General features: G+C 48.8%; 22 protein-coding genes. 16 read left to right on the top strand and 6 right to left on the bottom strand.

Features of this window, described 5'->3' with window-relative positions; all coding sequences use genetic code 11:
- Positions 1-29 precede the first annotated feature (29 nt).
- Positions 30-740, top strand: coding sequence for a YetF domain-containing protein (locus tag ACFVS2_RS12520; RefSeq protein WP_390234265.1), 711 nt, complete (start codon positions 30-32; stop codon positions 738-740).
- Between the two features lie 34 nt (positions 741-774).
- On the opposite strand, the gene ACFVS2_RS12515 is transcribed toward ACFVS2_RS12520, so the two are convergent.
- A complete protein-coding gene (locus ACFVS2_RS12515; protein ID WP_390234262.1) occupies positions 775-1,635 on the bottom strand; it encodes an S-layer homology domain-containing protein in 861 nt (286 codons plus the stop codon).
- Between the two features lie 36 nt (positions 1,636-1,671).
- Positions 1,672-2,502 (bottom strand): MBL fold metallo-hydrolase, encoded by an 831-nt coding sequence (locus tag ACFVS2_RS12510; RefSeq protein ID WP_390234260.1) that lies wholly within the window; start codon positions 2,500-2,502, stop codon positions 1,672-1,674.
- A gap of 138 nt (positions 2,503-2,640) precedes the next feature.
- Between ACFVS2_RS12510 and hrpB the strand changes: the two genes are divergently transcribed.
- Positions 2,641-5,145, top strand: coding sequence for an ATP-dependent helicase HrpB (hrpB, locus tag ACFVS2_RS12505; protein WP_390234258.1), 2,505 nt, complete (start codon positions 2,641-2,643; stop codon positions 5,143-5,145).
- 288 nt (positions 5,146-5,433) lie between these two features.
- Complete coding sequence (locus tag ACFVS2_RS12500; protein WP_390234256.1) at positions 5,434-6,153, top strand: DUF4386 domain-containing protein; 720 nt, start codon at positions 5,434-5,436, stop codon at positions 6,151-6,153.
- 7 nt (positions 6,154-6,160) lie between these two features.
- Here the strand turns inward: ACFVS2_RS12500 and ACFVS2_RS12495 are convergent, their stop codons facing one another.
- Positions 6,161-6,745: a Crp/Fnr family transcriptional regulator gene (locus ACFVS2_RS12495; RefSeq protein ID WP_390234254.1), complete on the bottom strand. Its 585-nt coding sequence runs from the start codon at positions 6,743-6,745 to the stop codon at positions 6,161-6,163.
- 78 nt (positions 6,746-6,823) lie between these two features.
- Positions 6,824-7,477: a 5,6-dimethylbenzimidazole synthase gene (gene bluB, locus ACFVS2_RS12490; RefSeq protein ID WP_173619224.1), complete on the bottom strand. Its 654-nt coding sequence runs from the start codon at positions 7,475-7,477 to the stop codon at positions 6,824-6,826.
- 139 nt (positions 7,478-7,616) lie between these two features.
- Here bluB and ACFVS2_RS12485 point away from each other — a divergent pair, with 139 nt between their 5' ends.
- The 6 genes from ACFVS2_RS12485 (at position 7,617) to ACFVS2_RS12460 (ending at position 13,640) form a co-directional block, all read left to right on the top strand.
- Positions 7,617-8,300: a response regulator transcription factor gene (locus ACFVS2_RS12485; RefSeq protein WP_390234252.1), complete on the top strand. Its 684-nt coding sequence runs from the start codon at positions 7,617-7,619 to the stop codon at positions 8,298-8,300.
- The gene (locus ACFVS2_RS12480; protein WP_390234250.1) at positions 8,266-9,699 is read left to right on the top strand and encodes a HAMP domain-containing sensor histidine kinase; all 1,434 of its coding nucleotides are present in this window, start codon (positions 8,266-8,268) and stop codon (positions 9,697-9,699) included. The genes ACFVS2_RS12485 and ACFVS2_RS12480 overlap by 35 nt, the downstream gene beginning before the upstream one ends.
- Positions 9,700-9,842: 143 nt before the next feature.
- Positions 9,843-11,438 carry an efflux RND transporter periplasmic adaptor subunit gene (locus ACFVS2_RS12475; protein WP_390234248.1) on the top strand — a complete coding sequence of 532 codons (1,596 nt, stop codon included), beginning with the start codon at positions 9,843-9,845 and terminating at the stop codon, positions 11,436-11,438.
- Positions 11,439-11,442: 4 nt separating this feature from the next.
- A complete protein-coding gene (locus ACFVS2_RS12470) occupies positions 11,443-12,174 on the top strand; it encodes an ABC transporter ATP-binding protein (protein ID WP_390234246.1) in 732 nt (243 codons plus the stop codon).
- Positions 12,161-13,372 (top strand): ABC transporter permease, encoded by a 1,212-nt coding sequence (locus tag ACFVS2_RS12465; RefSeq protein ID WP_390234244.1) that lies wholly within the window; start codon positions 12,161-12,163, stop codon positions 13,370-13,372. Before ACFVS2_RS12470 ends, ACFVS2_RS12465 begins: the two co-directional genes overlap by 14 nt.
- Before the next feature lie 52 nt (positions 13,373-13,424).
- A complete protein-coding gene (locus ACFVS2_RS12460) occupies positions 13,425-13,640 on the top strand; it encodes a hypothetical protein (RefSeq protein ID WP_017250899.1) in 216 nt (71 codons plus the stop codon).
- A gap of 371 nt (positions 13,641-14,011) precedes the next feature.
- On the opposite strand, the gene ACFVS2_RS12455 is transcribed toward ACFVS2_RS12460, so the two are convergent.
- Positions 14,012-14,353, bottom strand: coding sequence for a hypothetical protein (locus ACFVS2_RS12455; RefSeq protein ID WP_390234242.1), 342 nt, complete (start codon positions 14,351-14,353; stop codon positions 14,012-14,014).
- Positions 14,354-14,569: 216 nt separating this feature from the next.
- On the opposite strand from ACFVS2_RS12455, the gene ACFVS2_RS12450 reads away from it, so the two are divergent.
- From ACFVS2_RS12450 to mscL, 3 genes are read left to right on the top strand one after another with little or no spacing between them, the layout of a single operon-like run.
- The gene (locus ACFVS2_RS12450; protein WP_390234239.1) at positions 14,570-15,418 is read left to right on the top strand and encodes a nucleoside hydrolase; all 849 of its coding nucleotides are present in this window, start codon (positions 14,570-14,572) and stop codon (positions 15,416-15,418) included.
- A gap of 4 nt (positions 15,419-15,422) precedes the next feature.
- Positions 15,423-16,355 carry a nucleoside hydrolase gene (locus ACFVS2_RS12445; RefSeq protein WP_390234237.1) on the top strand — a complete coding sequence of 311 codons (933 nt, stop codon included), beginning with the start codon at positions 15,423-15,425 and terminating at the stop codon, positions 16,353-16,355.
- Positions 16,356-16,367: 12 nt separating this feature from the next.
- Complete coding sequence (gene mscL / locus ACFVS2_RS12440) at positions 16,368-16,829, top strand: large-conductance mechanosensitive channel protein MscL (protein ID WP_017250903.1); 462 nt, start codon at positions 16,368-16,370, stop codon at positions 16,827-16,829.
- A 36-nt stretch (positions 16,830-16,865) separates the two neighbouring features.
- On the opposite strand, the gene ACFVS2_RS12435 is transcribed toward mscL, so the two are convergent.
- Positions 16,866-17,639: a YheC/YheD family protein gene (locus ACFVS2_RS12435; RefSeq protein WP_390234235.1), complete on the bottom strand. Its 774-nt coding sequence runs from the start codon at positions 17,637-17,639 to the stop codon at positions 16,866-16,868.
- 173 nt (positions 17,640-17,812) lie between these two features.
- Between ACFVS2_RS12435 and ACFVS2_RS12430 the strand changes: the two genes are divergently transcribed.
- The 4 genes from ACFVS2_RS12430 to ACFVS2_RS12415 all read left to right on the top strand — a co-directional run bounded on the left by ACFVS2_RS12430 (position 17,813) and on the right by ACFVS2_RS12415 (position 20,998).
- Positions 17,813-18,637, top strand: coding sequence for an AraC family transcriptional regulator (locus tag ACFVS2_RS12430; RefSeq protein ID WP_390234232.1), 825 nt, complete (start codon positions 17,813-17,815; stop codon positions 18,635-18,637).
- A gap of 76 nt (positions 18,638-18,713) precedes the next feature.
- Entirely contained in the window at positions 18,714-19,079 is a 366-nt protein-coding gene (locus ACFVS2_RS12425; RefSeq protein WP_173619212.1) for an MmcQ/YjbR family DNA-binding protein, read from the top strand.
- Between the two features lie 5 nt (positions 19,080-19,084).
- Positions 19,085-19,462 (top strand): VOC family protein, encoded by a 378-nt coding sequence (locus ACFVS2_RS12420; RefSeq protein WP_390234229.1) that lies wholly within the window; start codon positions 19,085-19,087, stop codon positions 19,460-19,462.
- Positions 19,463-19,777: 315 nt separating this feature from the next.
- Entirely contained in the window at positions 19,778-20,998 is a 1,221-nt protein-coding gene (locus tag ACFVS2_RS12415) for an anhydro-N-acetylmuramic acid kinase (RefSeq protein ID WP_390234226.1), read from the top strand.
- The last annotated feature ends 8 nt before the right edge of the window (positions 20,999-21,006 follow it).

Here is a 21,006-nt window from a genome sequence, read left to right as displayed (position 1 = left end):
TGCAAATTTCGTCATCCCCGGGGTGGAGCATGGAGTCTATTGTGGAAATGGTTGCGAGAGCAGTGCTGGCTTTTGCTATCATGATGATCATTACAAGGATGTTGGGCAAGCAGACGATCGCGCAAATGACGTATCACGACTTTGTCGCGGCAATTACTTTGGGGGCGCTGACAGCAAATCTTGCCTTTAACAACATGGCCAAAATATCGCACATGCTCGTAACGCTACTCACTTTTGGTGGTATCGCCTATGTGTTGATGATCCTCTCCCTGAAAAGCCGGAAGATGCGAAAATGGTTTTCGGGCCAGCCGACGGTGATCATCCAGGATGGAAGAATTCTTGAAGATAACATGCGCAAGCTGAAGCTGTCTTTGGATACGCTGAATCAAGAGCTGAGGGAGAGAAACATTTTTAATATCGAAGAAGTTCAATATGCTGTGCTGGAGTTGAACGGAGAGGTATCGATTCTGCGAAAACCGCAGTTTTTGCCTGTTACTCGCGGAGACTTGAAACTGAAAATGGGGAACAGGCAGACATTCCCGATTGAATTGATCATGGATGGCCAAATCATCCAGAGCAATTTACGCCAACATAACCTAACCATCGAGTGGCTACTCTCACAGGTGGGCAAAAAAGGCTTGAGCGTCGCGGAAGTGAATTACGCCGTAATTAGCTCCAATGGACATATTTATTTCGATCCGTATGATGACCATATCAGCAATCCGATCGACAAAGAATAAGGATTCGCAAAAAAACCTCCAGGATGGAGGTTTTTCATTTGCTCGAGTATTGGCTGAGTGTCCCTGTTTGCTTCAAATAGTTATAAAATCTGTGCAAAATAGTGACAGCTTCTGCACGAGTCAGCATTTCTCCACCCTCGAACTTGCCGTTCCAGGCAGTCATGATCCCTGTTTTTTGCAAGAGGGCGAGATTGGTTCCTAGGATTCCACTGTAGTCATCCGTAAACAATATTTCATCGCCATCTTGGCCAAAGAGAAGCGGATAGAGGATGTTCGTTTGGTCTCTCCCATCTTCGTTGTACCGACCATCCTCCTGGAAAAAGTCTTCAGGCGAATTTGGGTCAAGCGAATACTGACTCAAGATGATGGGAATATCCCGCATGGTAGAGAGGATTTGTAAGACCTCTGCCGCTGGAATGTCTTGGTTTTCTAACATAAAGACGGGCAGGACGTTTGCCGCACCAATTCGATTTAGTTTCGTGTCTGGGAAATAAAAGTAGCCATGGGACGAATAGCGGACAGCGTTCCACCAGTCTCGTGTGACAATCGAGCTGATCTCCGTGTACGCCCAGTGATTTTTGGGCACGTCGGCAAATCGCTCGATGTGATAGTCGCCATAATCTGTCTTTTGGTTAGCTTTGTACGGTCGGTACCGATCAAACAGGCGATAGATCATAACAGTCATTTCTGCCTTGTCGACCAATCTTTCAGGCTGGAAGCGACCGTCAGGATAACCGCTCACGACTCCCTTATCTACCATGAAGGAGATCGAATTCATGGCCCAGCCGTATTTCTTTGGATCGACATCATTAAATATCGGTGCAGCATGAGAAACCGCAGGATAAATACTAGATAATCCCAGAATGAGTGCAAGTAACACCGTGATGACTTTCATATGTTCTCCTCTCTTTTTTCTATCAAATGGTAAGGATTATCCTTCTAGTATACTATCCGGTGCTGGAAAAGGAAGGTGTTCTGCAAGAACAGATGTGACGATATGCAACGAGTCAAACTCGCCAGATGAAGCCGCGATGATCGGCGGTTTAGAAGGAAACAGTTGCGTGTTAATTTCATGGGGAGAAAGCCCTTTGCTATGGAAATGCAGGATTTCCCCAGACAGATTCTCCAAATGCTCCAGCTTTTGTTGCAAGCGTGTTTTCCCGTCTGGATGATATCCGGAATGGGCGCAAAAGATCGATTGGAAGTCACAAGCGAGAACCGTACGAAGGGAATTCATCAAGGTGGGGATCGATTCTTCTCGTAATATGACCTTTGTTTTCACACCCATAAAAAGATCGCCACAGAACAAGCGACCAGTCCTTTCGTCCAATAAGGCTATATGGTCTTGGGCATGGCCGGGGGTATCAAGCACTTTCCATTCGATGGAGCGAGAGTGATAGATGTCACCCAAAGGTTGGGCCACAAACGGATCGCGAATTCCCCAAGTAAGCTTACGGTAGAAAGGGTATTGTGCTTTTTGGGAGCAAATGGCCACTCCTTTTTCGTGAATGAAAAGAGGGACCTGCTTGTGCTGGGCAATCCACGAGGCGGTACCGACATGGTCTTCATGGCTGTGTGTCAGTACGACCGAATCAAACGAGGCTTCTTGAAACCTGTGAACGAGAGCATGCTCGAGTACTTTCGGGCCAGTATCAACCAGCATGCCATCTGTCACATAAACAGTAATCCCTGATTCCCAATCCCCTACGCGAACAATCCCTTCTAGACAGGCCACGTCTTCATGATGATGAATGTGAATCATACCGAACACCTCCCATAGTGATGGAATTATTATACTATTGAATGATTATTCAGTCATTTTTGTTTGCGATTCACACTCATTCTACATCCCTGTATCGTGTATGATGAATAGGGATGATTGCTCGTATGAGGTGAAAACATGAATGCATTGCCGATAAATGAAGTATTGCCAGGGCTTGTAGACACGCTGAGCAAAGGGACAAACGCAGTGTTGGTCGCTGCTCCGGGTGCGGGGAAGACGACGCGGGTACCACTGGCCTTGCGTGAAGAAGCTTGGTTACACAATCGACGAATGGTAATGCTGGTGCCACGCAGACTGGCCGCACGTCAAGCTGCTACCTACATGGCTGCCTTGCTGGGGGAAGAAGTTGGACAAACGGTCGGATACCGGGTCAAGCGTGAATCAAGAGTAGGTCCAGGCACTCGGATTGAAGTGATTACAGAAGGAATTTTAACGAGAATGCTACAGGATGATCCGGAGCTATCTGATGTCGGTCTTGTTATTTTCGACGAGTTCCACGAACGGAATTTGCACGCGGATTTAGGTCTGGCCCTTAGTCTTCAGGCACAAAGCTTGTTTCGGGAAGACCTGCGAATTCTTGTGATGTCCGCTACGCTCGATGCTGAGCCCGTGTCAGCCTTGCTGGGGAATGCTCCTGTTATCAGTAGTAAAGGCAGGATGTTCCCGGTGGAGACGCACTTTTTGACTTCCTCGATGGAGGGACGTCTGGAGGAAGCAGTTGTCCAGATGATCTTCCAAGCGTTGAGACAAGAAGAGGGAGATATGCTCGTCTTTTTACCAGGAGCCAAAGAAATTCACCGGGTGCAAGATTTGCTTGAACAAAGCGGTGTGGGCACGAATATACGGACTGCGCCTCTTTACGGAAATTTGTCGCAGGAGGAACAAGATAAGGCGATCCAGCCCGGGAAAACAGGGGAGCGCAAAATTGTCCTCGCCACCTCTATTGCTGAGACGAGCTTGACTGTCGAGGGTGTGCGCATCGTGATTGATAGTGGATTAAAACGGGTCCCGCGCTTTTCTCCACGAACAGGGATGACGAGACTGGAAACAGCAAAGGTATCAAGGGCGTCTGCAGACCAACGTCGAGGAAGGGCTGGACGGCTTACACCCGGGGCCTGCTTTCGACTGTGGACAGAGCAAGAAGATCGCATGCTCATGCCACAGCAGGCACCTGAAATCATGGAAGCGGATCTGGCTGTGCTCGCTTTGGAGCTGGCTCTGTGGGGAGTCGGGGCACCGGAAGAGCTGGATTGGCTGAATCCCCCGCCAAAGGCAGCGATGGCACAGGCTCAAGAGCTGCTGCTTCAGCTGGGCGCATTAGATGAGCGGAAGCAGATCACACCACATGGACGAATGCTAACTGGGATGGGTGTGCATCCGAGATTAGGCCACATGATTCAGAAAGCGTATGAACTGGGACAAGGTGAACTAGCTTGCGAGCTGGCAGTCCTCTTGGAAGAACGAGATATTGTGAGGGGGCGCCAAGCGTCAGCAGATGCGGATATGCGCACCCGTGTTGAACTGCTTCGTCAGGTAGCAAACAAACAGAGTGTGGCAGTGGAGCTTTCGATTGATGTAGGGGCGTGCAAAAGACTTTGGAAAGAGGCGGCTCACTTCAAGCGGGTATGGGCAAAAAATCAGTCTGGTGACAATTCCATTCGTACAGAAGCGACGGGAAGACTGCTGGCGTTTGCGTACCCGGACCGGATTGCCCAGCGAAGGGCAGATGGACGTTATTTGCTTTGCAATGGGCGTGGGGCGGCTTTTTCCGTGCAACAACCACTGACTGCTTCGCCGTATATTGTGGCAGCAGAACTCGATGACCAAGGCGCAGATAGTCGGATATTACTGGCGGCTAGTGTGGAAGAAAGCGAGCTGTTGAATGATTGTGCGATGCAGATTACCGAAGGAATGAACGTATGGTGGGAGCATTCAGCAGGGGCAGTTCGCAGCCGTAAGCAAAAACGGTTGGGGGCGATCCTGCTGGCGGATATACCTGCGGAGGCTTCGCCAGATGAGGTGTTAACAGCGTTTTTGGAAGGAATAAAGGAAGAAGGCTTGGAGATTTTGCCGTGGAATCGACAGGCGAGACAGTATCGCGAGCGTTTGCTGTTTATGCATCGTCTGGAGGAAGGCTGGCCGAATGTGGAAGATGAGGCACTGCTTGCTTCCTTGGGGGAATGGCTCGCTCCCCATGTGTATGGTTTCAAAAGAAAGGAAGACCTGCAGTCGCTGTCAGTGACGACGTTGCTGGAGAGTATGCTGTCATGGGAGCAGCGCAGACAACTAGACGAATACGTTCCAACTCATGTGATCGTCCCGAGTGGTTCCAAAATTCCTGTCGATTACAGCGATCCAGTGGCACCGGTGCTCTCGGTCCGGCTACAGGAGTTGTTTGGTTGGCAAGACTCTCCGAGAATAGGCAGAGGCAGAGTACCACTGACATTGCACCTGCTTTCACCAGCTCATCGTCCGGTACAAGTGACACGGGACTTGGGGAGCTTTTGGGCACATGCGTATTTTGAAGTGAAAAAAGATTTAAAGGGCCGTTATCCCAAGCATTATTGGCCAGATGATCCGCTAGCGGCCATTCCGACAAATCGGACGCGTCCACGCATATAAATCGAGTAGCTAGGTATATTCGGGCATAGAGGAAGGGCTCGACGTCAGGTGAAATTTCCCATTTTGCTAGTTCCATGTTCGTGAGTCACGTCAATTGTGAAACCTTCTTCGTGTTCGGGTACGTCAGGAAGATACCGTGAATCACGTACTACCCCCTCTATTTCTCTGGGCTGCCTGTTGATCAGGCGGTCTTTTTTTTGCATAAAAAGGTTCCATTGATTTAAGTCAATGACCGCCGCTATTGTTCCTCCTACAATAAACTCTACATTGTAAAGTAGGAGGGATCTTATGGCGGTCTCAGTCATCCAGCCATCGATTCAGAGAAAATCTGCTCTGATTGCTGGTATTTCACTTTTCATCATGGTGCTTGCTTCCTTTTTTTCGTACGGTTTTGCTCATGAAAGTCTTGTCGTGCAAGGAGATGCCAACGCAACGTTTCAGAACATCAAGTCATCCCCTATGCTGTTCAAAGCCGAGATTTTCGGTTGGGTCATCATCCTAATCACGGATATCGTCGTCGCTTGGGCTTTTTATCTCTTCCTCAAGCCGAATAATCCGTACCTGTCACTACTCGCTGCTTGGTTCCGTTTGATCTATACCGCTATTTTGGGAATAGCCTTGCTTAATCTGATTGTTGTGCTGCTCCTTTCGGAAAGTACGGAGCCATTGGGGCTATTTCCAATCGATCAGCTTCAAGCACAAATGATGCTTTGTTTGCAAGCATTTGAGTCAATTTGGTCCATTGGATTAATGATCTTTGGCGGGCATCTCATGCTTGTCGGTTATGTGGCTTTCCAATCAGAAAACATCCCGAGGGTCATTGGCTTATTACTGTTGGTGGCCTCCGTAGGCTATATGGTGATCAACCTAAGCAAATTGTTTTTTCCACAAAATATCGGAATGATATCGACGCTTACAGCTATATTTCAATTGCCAATGATCGCGGGAGAGTTGGGCTTTGGGATTTGGCTGCTGTTGAAAGGAGGGGTAGCCTCCCAAAGAAGCTGACAACCCGCTACGATTTGTTAGTGGAGGTCCTCTTTTTAATCCGACTTAATGACTCTGGCGTCATGCCCAGGTAGCTCGCCAATTGATGCTGGGGCACACGATCGATTAAGTGAGGGCGTTTCTGCAAAACGGTTTTATACCGCTCTTCGGGTGTGGAAGCGATAAAGGAAGCGAACTCATCTTGTATCTCGCCAAGGTTTTCTTCTAGCATCTTGCGTGACATGCTTTCCAATTGTGCGTATTTGCTGAACATGTCACTTACGGTATCAAGATTACCTACGACCAATGTACAGTCTTCGAGACAAGCTAAAAAATACACAGATGACTGATCCAGCTTATGCTGACCCAGATTCACAATGGTTTGTTCTTCCGTGTAGAATTGGGATGTAACTTCTTTCCCTGATTCATCTATCGAATACTGTCTAACACATCCCTTTAATACAAAATAACACTTCGTGGGTTTATCTCCTTGTTGAAGGAGTATCGTTCCTTTTTTATACTCCTCCGTAACGATTTCATCAACGATTGCCCGTTGCTCTTTTTCAGAAAGGGTTGTAAATCTAGTAAGGTATTTCAAGAGAATCTCTTTCATTTCATATTCCTTTCCTGAAAGAAAAAGGTCCCCATGCTCGAAACGGGAACCTTTTCTTTTTTTGTCTTTCGTCGCGGCTTACGCCTTGTTCCCCCACTGCTCCCGATAAATCAACTGTTGCAGGTCCTCGCGTTGTCTCCAGTGGTGCAGCTCCAAGAGTGGACGTTCTGGATAATGATCCGTGTAGCCGATCGACAGCAATGCGACAGGATCGATATGCGGCGGTATGTTCAGGATACGACGCACATCTGCCTTCTTGTAAAAGCTGACCCAGCCCATCGCCAAATCTTCTGCGTAGGCAGCTAGCCACATGTTTTGGATCGCACAGCTGACAGACATAATATCTGTTTCCGGGATGGAATTGCGTCCGAGGACATGGTCTCCGCCACGTGTAGGATCACAAGTGACACAGATGGTGACAGGTGCTTCCTTGATCCCTTGAATTTTCAACTCCAAAAAGGTCGACTCCCGTCCCGTGCCTTCGTAGTGGATGGCTAGCGCCCGGCGTTCTTTATCCGCACATTCTGCGAGAGCTTGTTTGGTTGCGTCGTCTTCTACCAGGACAAAATTCCATGGCTGCATGAATCCGACGGAAGGAGCATGGTGGGCAGCAGCCAAGATCATGGCGAGCTTTTCCGGGGCGACAGGGTCTTGACGAAAGCTACGAATATCGCGACGATTGCTGATGGCTTTATACAAACCGTTTTTTTCTTCCGCGGTTAAGCGTTTCATGAGAAAAACCTCCCTATTTACATTCAGGTCTCTTTATTTTACTTACAAAGTATGCTTCCTTCCAGACATCTACTTGACATATTCATGTCCTACGCTAAAGGGGAGACTAGTCCGAGCAGAGGGGAGAGAGTACTGAAGAATGCCAAACATCTTAATCGTGGAAGACGAGTTACCCATCTCTCGGGTATTGAAGGCGTACTTGGAAAAAAACAACTTTCGGGTCGAACAGGCATTTAACGGTGAGGAAGCAGAGCGGAAGTTTGATTCACTCAATCCTACGCTCGTCTTGCTGGATGTGATGCTGCCTGGGCGAAGCGGATGGAGTATTCTCGAATATATTCGAGCGAAAAGCTCGTGTCCTGTCATCATGCTGACAGCGTTGGGACAAATCGATAACAAGCTGGCTGGCTTGAACAAAGGCGCCGATGACTATATTACTAAGCCCTTTATTGCCGACGAAGTGGTCGCTCGCGTACATGCAGTATTACGTCGCTCGAAACAATTGATAGAAGGCAATCATGTCAAGCAGTTTGGCAGTCTGAAAGTCGACTTCAAGGCTTATTCTGTCATGCTGCACGGCATCGAACTGGCGTTTACGCCAAAGGACTTGTGCCTGTTTCTTTTTTTGGCGCAATACAAAAACCAGACATTCACCAGAGAACAGCTCATCGAGCAGGTGTGGGGGATGGATTACGAAGGAAGTGATCGCGCAGTAGACCTCGCTATCAAACGCATCCGGCGATCTTTGGAGAATTGGCCGACATCCGAAGGGGAAATCCGTACCTATCGTGGCTTGGGATACAAGCTTTGTGTATATGAGTGAGAAAAAACGTACCTCTTTGTTTCGCTATTGGACGACGCGATACTTGATCATCTTGTGTATCGGCCTTTTCGTGATCGGGATTGCATCCAGCTACTGGATTTCTTATAGCGAGACACAAAAACGTCTTGATTTTATGAGGCTGATGGCAGCGGAAGTAGCGGATCGGGTCGTTGATGTGGAAGGCAAGGTAAAAATGGCTCCGTTCTTGTTTCGTATAGTGGACAGTCGCCAGGAATCACTCGGAGTCAATTACAAGCCAATTATGATGATTTTAGATGAACACAAACAACCAGTATTTGGCGTACCCGGTCCTTTTTCTGGGGAACTGAAGCGCATCGCGCCTGATCTGGTGGAAGCGGATGACAGCCTGTCACAGTTTGAGCTTGCGCGGGGCGACGAAGTGCTTTTCGTGAAGGAAAGCATTAAGGTTGATGAGCGAGTGGTTGGATGGGTCATGCTGTTTACCCCACAAAAACAGGTGATACGTAGCATGACCGAATTCCAATTGCTCGCGATCATGCTTCTGAGTCTCGGTTTGCTTGGCTGGCTCGTCATTTATTTGCTGACGAAAAAGCTGTCTCAGCCGATTAAGGATGTGGCAGACGCTGCCAAGCAAATCGTGCTGGGAAACTACGAGATTCAATTGGATAAAAACAAGCGAGAACAAGAAGTGTATGAGCTGATCCATTCCTTTGAAGAAATGGCAGAAAGACTGAAGCAGCTGGAAATGATGCGTACCGAGCTATTGGCAGGGGTGACCCATGAACTCAAAACACCTGTTACGTCCATCAGTGGGCTGGTGCAAGCCGTGAGGGAAGAGGTTGTGAGCGGTGAGGAAGCCAAGGAGTTTTTGGATATTTGTACGAAGGAAACGACACGTCTGCAAAAGATGATAGAGGATTTGCTCGATTTTAACTCTTTTGCTGTGGGTGACATTCGCATTCGCCGGCAACCTCAAAACATGCAGGAACTGATCCGGGAGATTACGCACCAATGGAAAATTGTGCAGGAAGAAGAAAAGCTCAGGTTGCACATCGAAAGTACCTTTGATCCGATCATGATAGAGACCGACCCGCTACGTGTGCAGCAAATCCTGTACAATCTCCTAAACAATGCAGCACAAGCGATGGAATCGGAGGGGCGGATCGTCGTGTCACTATCTGCATCAGCCGATGAGGTTCGCATTGATGTGAAGGATAGTGGACGTGGGATACCGATAGAGGAACAGTCTTTGATATTCGAGCGATTCTACCGAGGCGAGGACAAGAAGCACATCATCCGTGGGCTGGGGCTTGGTCTGTCTTTTAGCAGAATGATTGCCCAAGCGTTAGGAGGTATGTTGATCCTGACGGAGAGTACAGCGTCAGGCAGCACCTTCACGTTGATTTTGCGTAAATAAAATAGGCATGATCCAAAAACGACCTGGTTCTCTGGTCGTTTTTTTGTGTCTTCATCTGACTTTTCCCTGACGTATTCGTTCCGTATAGTGGTCGCAACCAAAAAGACAAGTCTTCAATCAAGTAGACGGTAGGAGGACTGAGCGTGACTCACAAGGAGAAAAAGAGAGAGTTGTTTTCGAAGGTAGGAAGCAACAAGAAAAGGTGGATGGTTGGAGTTTTGGCTGTCGGGGCTGTGATCGTTTCAGGTGGTATATTCGGCTACCAGTCGTTTTTTCCCCCACAAACGGCGCAGGCCGCTTTTCAAGTGGAGGCGGTAAAAAGGGGAGACATCTCAGACGTCGTGCAGGCATCAGGCACTGTCCAGGCTTCCAAGCGCTCGTCTCTCTCGTTTTCTGATGCAGAAGAAGCCAAGGATGCGATCTCTACTATTCAGGTCGGCGTTGGTGATGCCGTGAAGGTAGGGGAAGTTCTAGCAACGATGGATGATTCCGTAGCGAGGATCCAGGTGACCAATGCGGAAGCAAATCTTTTATCGGCGCAAGCCAAGCTAGAGGAGGCACAAAAGCGTAAGAGTCCCGCAGAAATCACGTCTTTGCAAGCCGCCGTCAATCAGACCAAGAACGAATGGGAGCTCGCAAAGCAAAACATTGACGGGAAAAAAGCGGCGAATGACGTGGAGAAGGCAAAGGCAAACCTGGAGAGTGCCCAGAAGACGTACACTTCCCAGCAGACCTTGTTTGCGGCAGGTGCGATTGCCAAGAGTGAATTCGACAGTGCCCAGTCCTCGTTGGATCAGGCCCAACGCGATTACAACTCGGCGGTATTGACAGCCGGACAGACGACAGGGCAGGCCAGTGTGAAGGTAGAGCAGGCATTGGCTGCGTATCAAACAGCGCAAGAAGCGTTGCAGGAAGCGAATGAAGGCCCTGATGCTGCCACAGTATTATCGGCAAAAGCAGCGGTGGAACAGGGAAAAGCGGGGCTGCAACAAGCACAAAAGGCATGGAGAGCTGTCACCTTGAAAGCACCGATGGACGGAGTAATCGTTCAGGTGAATGGCAATGTAGGCGAAATACCCGGCAATGATTTCATTATCATGGATAATTCGAATAGCGGAGATTTAGAGGTGTTGGCCCAGATTAGCCAGAGTGACATCGGAAAAGTGCAGGAAGGCTTGCCTGTGACGTTTACGACGAGTTCTTATGCGGACGAGACGTTCCGTGGAAAAGTAAAGCTGATCTATCCGGAAGCGAAAACCGACGCTGGAGTCACCACTTACGATGTGCTTTTGTCTGTGGCAAACCAAGATAACAAATTGAAGATCGGCATGACGATGAACGTCGCGATCGAACGAGGAACCCATAAAAATGTGCTCGTGGTACCTGCGCAAGCGCTGCAAACGCAAAATGGCAAGGATGGCGTGTATGTACTAAAGGATGCTGCTATACAACAAGCTGGTGAAGGAGCTGAAGGGAATCAGGCTGAGACGAAGCAAGCGAATAACCGCAGTGGAGGCAAAGAGGGCAGAGCGAATATGCCGTATCGATTTGTACCGATCAAAATGGGATACTTCACTGCCGATCAGGTAGAGGTGACGGAGGGGCTTACCGAGGGAGAGCGTGTCGTCATCCTCGTGAATACACAGACCTCATCTGGAACGAGTCAAAATGGAAATCGAATGGGCGGCGGCGGTATGCCGGGATTCGGCGGAATGGGCGTCCAGATAAGGGGACGGTAGGCAGATGAAAGCGGTCATTCAAATAGAAGAGCTGAGAAAACAGTACGTCATCGGAGATCAGGAGATTTATGCGCTCAGGGGTGTCAGCTTGTCGATTGAGGAAGGGGATTTCGTGGCAATCATGGGGCCCTCGGGTTCAGGCAAATCTTCCATGATGAATGTGATTGGCTGTCTGGATAAGCCCACCTCGGGGGAATTTTTTTTAGACGGCTATCCTGTATCACAAGCACATGATGATGAATTGGCGGTCATCCGCAATCAGAAAATCGGCTTTGTTTTTCAAAATTTCAATCTGCTGCCACGTACAACCGCAGTTGAAAATGTAGAGCTGCCTCTATTATATGGAGGCACGTCTGCACGGGAACGAAGAGAAAAAGCCATCCGGGCATTAACGAGTGTCGGACTGGCAGAACGGTTGAACAACAAGCCCAATGAGCTGTCAGGTGGGCAGCAGCAACGTGTGTCAATCGCGCGAGCTCTCGTCAATGATCCGGTCATCCTGCTGGCAGATGAGCCGACAGGAGCGCTGGACACGAAGACGAGTGAAGAGATCATGGGTATTTTTCAAAAGCTGAACGATGCGGGCAAGACGGTTATTTTGGTGACACATGAACCTGATATTGCGGAGTATGCCAAGCGGATTGTCCGGTTTCCTGATGGGCAAATCATCGCGGATGAAGTGGTGGAGGATCGCAGGAGGGTGTCGATGGAGGGTAGAGCAGATGAGCTTTATTGAATGTGTACGCATTTCATTTCGCAGCATTAGGGCAAATGGCTTGCGCTCCGTTCTCACGATGCTGGGAATTATCATCGGTGTGGCAGCTGTTATCGCGATGGTGGCGATCGGAGAAGGGACTTCCACGTCTGTTGCTTCGCAGATCAATGGTTTAGGGAGCAACCTGCTGATTGTCACACCTGGTCAGGCGACACAAGGCAGGGTAAGCCTTGGGGCTGGCTCACTGAATACGCTGACGATGGCAGATGCAGAAACCTTGATGCAAAAAGAGTCCATTTCGGGTGTGGCTCCCAGCGTTAATTCGCGGGGGCAGATTGTCTGGGGAAGCAATAACTATTCCAGTACGCTCGAGGGGACGTCAGCTGATTTCCCTCAGGTGAGGAATGTAGAAGTTGGACAAGGGCGTTTCTTTAGTAACTTTGAAGTGAAGATGCAATACAACGTGGCAGTCGTGGGGACAGAGGTGGTCAGCAACCTGTTTAAAGGAGCGGATCCAGTAGGGCAAACCGTTCAGATCAACCGGATTCCGTTTACGATCATCGGCGTATTGCAGAGCCAGGGAAGTTCAGGCATGACGAACAACGACGATCGGATCATCATTCCGATTACTACTGCGATGAACAGGTTGACCGGAGATAAAAACGTGGGCTCGATCTACGTCTCGGCAGCATCGTCGGACTTGATGGAGAAGGCGCAACAAGATATTCAGCAAGCCCTTCGTGCCAATCACAAACTACGGCCACAAGCTGCCGATGATTTCCGCATTACGTCCCAGTCAGACATTTTAAGTACGGCACAGTCAGTATCCAGCTCGATGACCGCACTTTTATCTGGCATTGCTGCCATCTCGCTGATTGTTGGCGGGATAGGCGTCATGAACATTATGCTTGTATCCGTCACGGAGCGGACACGGGAGATCGGGATTCGCAAGGCGATTGGAGCCAAGCGGGGAGATATTCTCCGTCAGTTTTTGATCGAAGCGGTTACGCTTAGCCTGATTGGCGGGGTGATTGGTATTGCCTTAGGGGTAGGGGCTGCGTATTTGGTTAGCAAGCTCGGTCAGATGGCGACCTCCATTAGTCTGTCGCCGATCATGTATGCGTTTTTGACCTCTACATTGGTTGGAGTCATTTTTGGTGTGTATCCGGCGAGAAAAGCAGCGCAGCTCAAACCAATTGATGCACTGCGGTATGAGTGAGTGTGTAATTTTTCCAATCCGGGCATACTAGCCGTGAGAGGTGTTGGAGCTGATGGAAAAAAGCGTTCAATTTTCCGTACCATGGCGAGAAGCAACACGTATTGTGAAAAGGATCAAAACAAGCAAATTGCGTTATTTTGTCAGACAACAAGAGGGCAAGACCAGTGTTGCGTTCGTCTTTCCTCGAGTTAGCGTCAGCCAATATGTCTATTTGTATATCATTTTTGGACCAAGAGCTGCTGATGTGCTCAACAACGATAGCAAATAGAATGATCCCTGATGGCCCGAGCAGGCGTCAGGGATTTGCAATAATTCACAGGAAAACAAAACCTGACACTTTTCGATAGGACTGTTTCATAGTACAATTCCAATATGAACGAACTTGGGGAAGTTCGGGATGGCGGCACCCAATCTGTGCAGAAGGGCCGCCTCTTTTTTTTATGATTGTACAAATGTTCGTTTTCGACAGCATTTTTACTCATAGGATATAATAGGTACAATTACCTGAATATACAACTGGAATGAGTGAGTAGTTGGATATAAAATAAGTTCATTCACGTGAATACAACGTACTACTCTCTCCCAAGATTTGATCTTGGGGCTTTTTTTTGTTCAAAATGCATGAAAAAAAGCCGTTTTTCATGACGGCTTTGTTATCGATAGGGTAGGTTGAAAGCTGCCTTTCAGCAAGGCATCAATAAATTGCTCCTGTGTGAGAGAAATCGTGATGCCCATCCCGGGCAGATCGACAGAAAATACATTCTCTCGGTACAAATACCAGAGATCGCCTGTCGGCTCAATAGAATAGACGTGTATATTTTTCTGTGAATGCTGGCCTGCCTTTCGGATTTCCCGCAACGCTGTAAACATTTCTCCCCAAACAGGCAGATAAGGCTTCGTTTGGTGCTGCACAATCGCTTGGATCAGTTGGTTTTTCACGAGAGAAATAGCATCCATGGTTGGGTGATTCAACGAAGGCATGACCGTTCTTCTCCTTTTGCATGGCTTGGCGCATTAGTCTTGCGTGATGGCGATTTTTGTCGAAGTTATGAATAAGTGTAAAATAGTTATCCGTTCGATGCAAGAGAAGAGAAGGTAGAGATGAGCATTTGGATATTTGACGGTTGCTGCTGATTTGGATAGCATAGGAAAAGCAGTTTTGACAAATGGCAATAGCGAGAAGCGGGAGATGAGATTGTGGCAAAAAAACACCGGTTGATCATCGAGTTTTGCGGTGGATTTGGTCAAGGGCTGGCCTTGCTGTATGCTTTGCGGTCGCCTGATGTTCAAGTGGCAGGAATCATTTGCAGAGACACGCAGTCAAGCTTGGCTAGCAAGCTGATTGATTTTGCACAGCCAGGCTATGAAATTCCAATCGTTACAGGTGCCAAGCAACCGCTTTTCTCGGGAACGATAGAGACGACCACCTCTGAAGGTGTACGGCTCCTTGCAGAAAACACGCAAGATGAGGAAAGTGACTTGACGCTCGTGACATTTGACCGTTTGACGACGCTAGCTATGGCTGTCGCGCGTGATCCATTGTTGGCGCATAAATTTACGAGAATCGTGGTGCAGGGTGGAGCCATACGTGTACCAGGAGATGTTACGGCCATTGCTGAAACAAACATGTATGGTGATCCGGAAGCAGCTGCGCTCGTTTTGGCAGCCCGCTTGCCGCTTGTGCTTGTTCCAGTAGATACAACCAGCTCGTTTCGTTTGACGGAAGAGCAAGTACATACGCTGAGCAGTCTCGCACAAGCAGTTGGCTTGATCGATAGAACGACGATGTCAGACATGCAGTTCGCCGCTTCTGCTCGTTCGCTCCATGCATGGGTAGCGATGCTCGCGGCTCTCTCGCCTGAAAAGATGCGGACGGAGCAGATGAAGCTCTCAGTCGAATGTAAAAGCGAATTGTCACGGGGTGCCACTCTAGCCGATCTACGGGCGAAACCGAGTGTAGGAACCGATACCGCCGTATGCGTTGAGGTTGAGATGGCAGAGGCAGAGCGCTGGCTGCAAACCGTTTTGGATCAGGGAGGGGTATAAGCGCATGGAAAAAATCATTTTGGATGTAGATACCGGGATTGATGATGCGCTGGCGATTGCATATGCCGTTCACTCGCCTGCTCTTGAAGTGTGTGGGGTTACCACGACTTTTGGCAATATTACGGTGGAGGAAGCAACACGCAATACCTTACAGGTGCTAGAGCTGCTGGATGCCTCTACGATTCCTGTCTATCAGGGGGCATCGAAGCCGATTGTTCGCGACCTCACAGGAAAAGCAAGGCTGTTCCACGGTGAAAACGGGCTAGGCAATGTCGTCCTTCCTGAACCTTCGACAACGGCTCAGCCACAGTGTGCCATACAATATCTCATCTCTGCGATAAAGGAACATCCTTACGAATTGACACTCGTGACAGTCGGAAGCATGACGAATCTGGCGCAGGCGATTATGGCTGCTCCAGAGATCGTATCCCTTGTCAAACGAGTAGTCGTGATGGGAGGCGCTGTAACGGTGCCGGGGAATCGCACGCCTGTAGCGGAGGCGAATATTTGCGCCGATCCGGAAGCGGCAGCGTATGTCTTCCAGTCTGGTATTCCAGTGACGCTGGTAGGCCTGGATGTGACGATGCAAACGCTGCTTACCCGCGAACACTTGCAGGAATGGAGAGCGAAGGATACACGCTTGAGTCATGTTTTCGCGGATATGTGCGAGGTGTACATGAATGCCTACGCCACAGTGGGTAATTTGCGCGGCTGCGGTCTGCATGATCCGTTGGCGGTAGGTGTCGTCATTGATCCGACGTTTGTGAAGTCAGTCTCAATGCATGTTGCGGTAGATACGTCCGGGGGAGCCAGTGATGCCCGTACGATTGGGGACAGACGGGAACATCCAGCGCAGCCGCCGAATGTGGACGTGTGCTTGGAGGTTGACCATGAGCGCTTTGTCGGTCATTTTTTACAGAATGTATTAGGAAATTAGGAGGTAGGTATTGTGTTAAAAGAGTTTAAAGAGTTTGCGTTAAAAGGAAATGTGATGGATCTCGCTGTCGGTGTCGTGATCGGTGGGGCTTTCGGGAAGATTGTGACCTCGCTTGTCAATGACATCATTACCCCATTGATTGGGATGCTTTTGGGCAAGGTCGATTTCTCCGGCTTGTTCATCAATTTGAGCGGAGTTCCTTATAAGACGATCGCTGAAGCAAAATTAGCTAAAGCTGCGACACTGAACTACGGGTTGTTCATCAATTCCGTCCTAGATTTTGTCATTATCGCCTTTTCCATTTTTATCGTCATCAAGCAGCTCAACCGTTTCAAACGCAAGCAAGAAGTGGAGAAAGCACCTGAGACAACGAAAGAGTGCCCGCATTGCATCTCGGCGATTCCGATCAAGGCTACACGTTGCCCGAACTGCACCTCCATGCTGGAGACAAAAGGAACATTGGCACACGAATAAGACAAATACACGAATCAAACGAACAGAGGAGGGCGATTATGCCTTCCTCTGTTTTCGTTTCGCGCGGTTTTTGTACTGAGAGTGAAGTCTTTTAATCGTATGGTAATAAGTCTTGTCTTTGAGCTTGGCAAACAGCCCGTGGGATGGAAAGTCGTAATTGACCTCAATAATGGAGAGGTTTCCTGCTTTATCAATGGCAAAATCAACGCCGATTTGCGCACTGTGCCGATATTTATTAAAGTGGGCACATACACGGTGACTGATTTGGATCAACTGAGAGACGACACTTTTTATTTTGTCGGGCGCGACTGCCTCTGATTTCTTCAAGGCATGCGGGACTGTGACGGCATATCCGCCGCCGCGAGCGACATTGGTAATGATACTGTCGGCACCGGCTACCTTGGCTAGCATGCCGGCATATTGCCATTTGCCCAAGCCATTGCGCATCATCATGACGCGAATATCAAAGGGGCGGCCGTCAATTTCAGCTAAATCCAGTCCTTTTTGAATCACGTATTTTTTTTCCGTACACTGCGCGGCGAGCTGCTGCTTCAAGTTAGCCAAAGACTCTGCATGCATAGGTTCTCCGCGCTCCTTGACAAATTGATAGCCCTCGCCATCCGTTTTCCAGACACGGATAATGCCTTTCCCCATATGGGTTCTCGTCGGTTTGATATAGACGGTAGAATACTGCGCTACATACGAGTCCAAACTTGCGGGCTGATATAAAGAAGTAGGCGGTAGGTAAGGGCGAAGGTAAGGACTTTTTGAAAAGAACTGATGAAGGCTCCACTTGGAGGAGGAGATCACATCATGCACCTCACTTTACGAAAAATCCATTCGTCCCAGCATATGCAGAAGCGATCGTGACCGTTTTTATTTTGAAAGGGGACGTTTTTCAAAAATTGCCAAGGACTTAAGAAGGAGTTAAAGGATTATGGGGGAATATATGTTCTAATCATAGGAGAAGGATGGCGAAAATAATGCGGCAATTCCGTCCGGTGCAAACTCCGACTCTGCAACGAGCGAGCGCCCAAAATGCCTATCGCTACCAAGAGTACATGCCCAGCAAATGTCTGGTGAACTATATAGCCTGCTACTGGACCTCAGAGTACGACGGCAAAGGGATAGCACTTACAAGCCGAGTCATACCCGATGGATGCGTCGATATCATTTTCAATCTCGGTGCCACTTCCAATCAGAATGGGGCATTTCTAACGGGACTGATGAGGACGTACGAGGTTATCCCATTGACCGAACCACAATCCTTGATCGGCATTCGGTTTTACGCTGAGGGAGCAGCTCGCTTTTTACGCTATCCGGTCGCCATGATCAACGGGCATCATCCCAATCTGGAAGACATCTGGGGCAAAGAGGCGGATCAGGTGATAGAAGGCTTGCTCGAGGCTTCCGACACGGCGGAGCGGATCGCTTGGTTGGAGCAGGAGCTTATCAAACGATTGTGGATAGATGATCCGGTAGACCAGTTGCTTTTGACAAGCATGAACTATTTATATGAATACAGAGGAAATCTTTCCATGGCCGCGCTTGCCGAGAAAGTGAATTATAGCGAGAGAACCTTGCGCAGGACGTTTCAACACCAGTTGGGAATGAGCCCGAAGGAACTGGGACGAATCATTCAATTTCAAGGGCTGCTGCAAATGCTGGCAAAGGGAACACAGACTTCGTTTACAGATGCAGCTCTCCAATGTGGCTATTACGATCAGTCGCACTTGATCAAGAGCTTTCACACTTTTTACGGTGAAGCTCCAAGTAAAATTGTCTCGCCAGATCGTACGAATCGATAGGATCGAAAAGTTGTCCGTTTTTTACAATCTTCTTTTTGCGAGACGCGTTACCCTAAAGAAAGGATGGTGAATTCATGTGAATGAACAAACATTAGATACATACTGCCGGAAGCAGCCAGGTGCCACCCATGACTATCAGATGGATTGGGAATGCGATCGCTACCATGTTGGAGGCAAAATATTTGCCATGATCGGAGGCGATTCCAAAGGTGTTCGCATCCTCACCTTGAAATGCGATCCGATGCGTGCGGAGGAATTGCGCGAGACCTACGGAGGGATCGTACCTGGCTATCACATGAATAAATCCCATTGGAATTCGATCTACTTGGACGCTGACATTCCCGAAGGCTTATGGGAAAAGATGATCGCGCATGCGTACGAAACGGTGCTCCAAAAGCTGCCCAAGCGCGTCCAGCAAGAAATCAAGAGCGAACAGGAGTGAGTGATGTGGGAATCAAGCTTGATATGGTAGGGATAGTCGTACAGGACATGAAAACAGCGTTGGATTTCTATCGAGTACTCGGTTTCGATATTCCCGAGGTAGCAAATGACGAGCCTCATGTGGAGGTAGCGCAGGACGGTGTTCGTTTGGCCTTTGATACAATGGAAGTGGCCAAGAGTGTGTATGGAGGATGGGAAGTACCTGTCGGGCATCGGATTGAGCTGGCTTTTTTGTGTGAGGATGCTGCGGCGCTTGATGCGTTGTATACGAAAATCGTTTCACATGGCTACGAGAGTCACCGTGAGCCGTGGGATGCTTTTTGGGGCCAGCGGTATGCCATTGTGAAAGACCCGGATGGAAACCTGATCAGTTTGTTTGCGTAATACGATTCTTGCATATGAAGACAAGCCGAGCCTATGTATAAAGGTTCGGCTTGTTTGTGTTTGTGGACAGAATCATTGGCTGATATATAAAACTTTTTAATAGGAAAACATCCCCATAACATCCCGGTTTTTTCTCAATAGAACGGGCTATTGCTGTGACAGCTTGAACGGGGTGAGACCTGTGCATGGTTGTTGTTTCGAGAAATAAAATTTACTAATAATCGATTGACTTGTGTAATTTTGCTACATATAATGAAAGCGATAACAGGAACGAATTTTTCAACGATTCTCGATTCTCAAATGGGGGCTTTTGACATGGATCAACCTGCAAAATTGCTCGATTATCGTGCGAAAAATGAGCATGTACTCATCGGCCTCATGTCGGGTACTTCGCTAGATGGCATTGATGCCGCACTCGTAGCGATCCGCACAGATGAACAGGGCGAGATCGAAAAGGTGACTCTCCGCGATTTTTTTTATATGCCTTACTCCGATGACTTGCGTGAGTGGGTCATGAATCTGTGTAGTGTAGAGACAGCGAGAGTGGATCAGTTGACTGCGGTTCATTACGGCCTATCTGAATGGTATGCCTATGCGGTACAGCAATTGATGCAGAAAGCTGGTGTCACGACAGCCGAAGTAGATGCAGTCTGTATGCACGGACAAACCATTTGGCATATTGCCGGGCGCGCGCCATTTCCTGGACCACGAGGAATGACAGAGGTCAGAGCGTCCTTGCAAATCGGTGAGCTGTCCACGCTGGCAGAACGTACGGGTATTCCGGTAGTGGGAAACTTCCGCGCTCGAGACTTGGCTGCTGATGGAGAAGGAGCACCGCTTGTTCCGTATGCGGACTATATTTTGTTCCGCCATCCGCAAAAAGGCAGACTGCTGCAAAACATCGGTGGAATCGCCAATGTCACATTACTCCCTGCAAGCGTAGCTATCGATCAAGTCGTCGCTTTTGACACAGGCCCTGGCAATATGATCATGGATCAAATCGTTCAGCTCATGACCAACGGACAGATGAGGTATGACGAGGGTGGCAAGCTGGCCGCTGGTGGCACCGTCTCTTCAGTGCTACTGGAAAAATGGCTGCAGGACCCTTATTACCAGATCAAGCCACCGAAAAGCACAGGTCGCGAAGTATACGGCAAAGCTTTTGCCCAAGAGCTGTTTCATGATGCGAATCAACTCGGGATTAGTCAGACGGATCTGTTAGCAACCGTGACAGCATTGACTGCCACGACAATTGCGAACGCCTATATGCAATTCGTATTACCAACAACCAAAGTGGAGGAAGTGATCGTCTCAGGGGGAGGCGCTCATAACCAGACGCTTCTCGCGATGCTGCAGCGTCAATTGCCGACAGGAATGACCGTGATGACGGCGCAGCAGTTTGGGATGCCTGACGATGCGAAGGAAGCCGTCGCTTTTGCCATTTTGGGTCATGAGACACTAATGGGACGACCATCCAATGTGCCATCCGTAACAGGGGCGAAGAGGGCCGTACCGTTAGGAAATATATGCTTCTAACATGAGAT

The organism is Brevibacillus sp. NPDC058079 (assembly GCF_042885155.1).
In the GTDB taxonomy this organism is placed as follows: Bacteria; Bacillota; Bacilli; order Brevibacillales; family Brevibacillaceae; genus Brevibacillus.
Note: the sequence above shows the minus strand (reverse complement) of the source record. Positions and strands in the feature narration are given on the sequence as shown.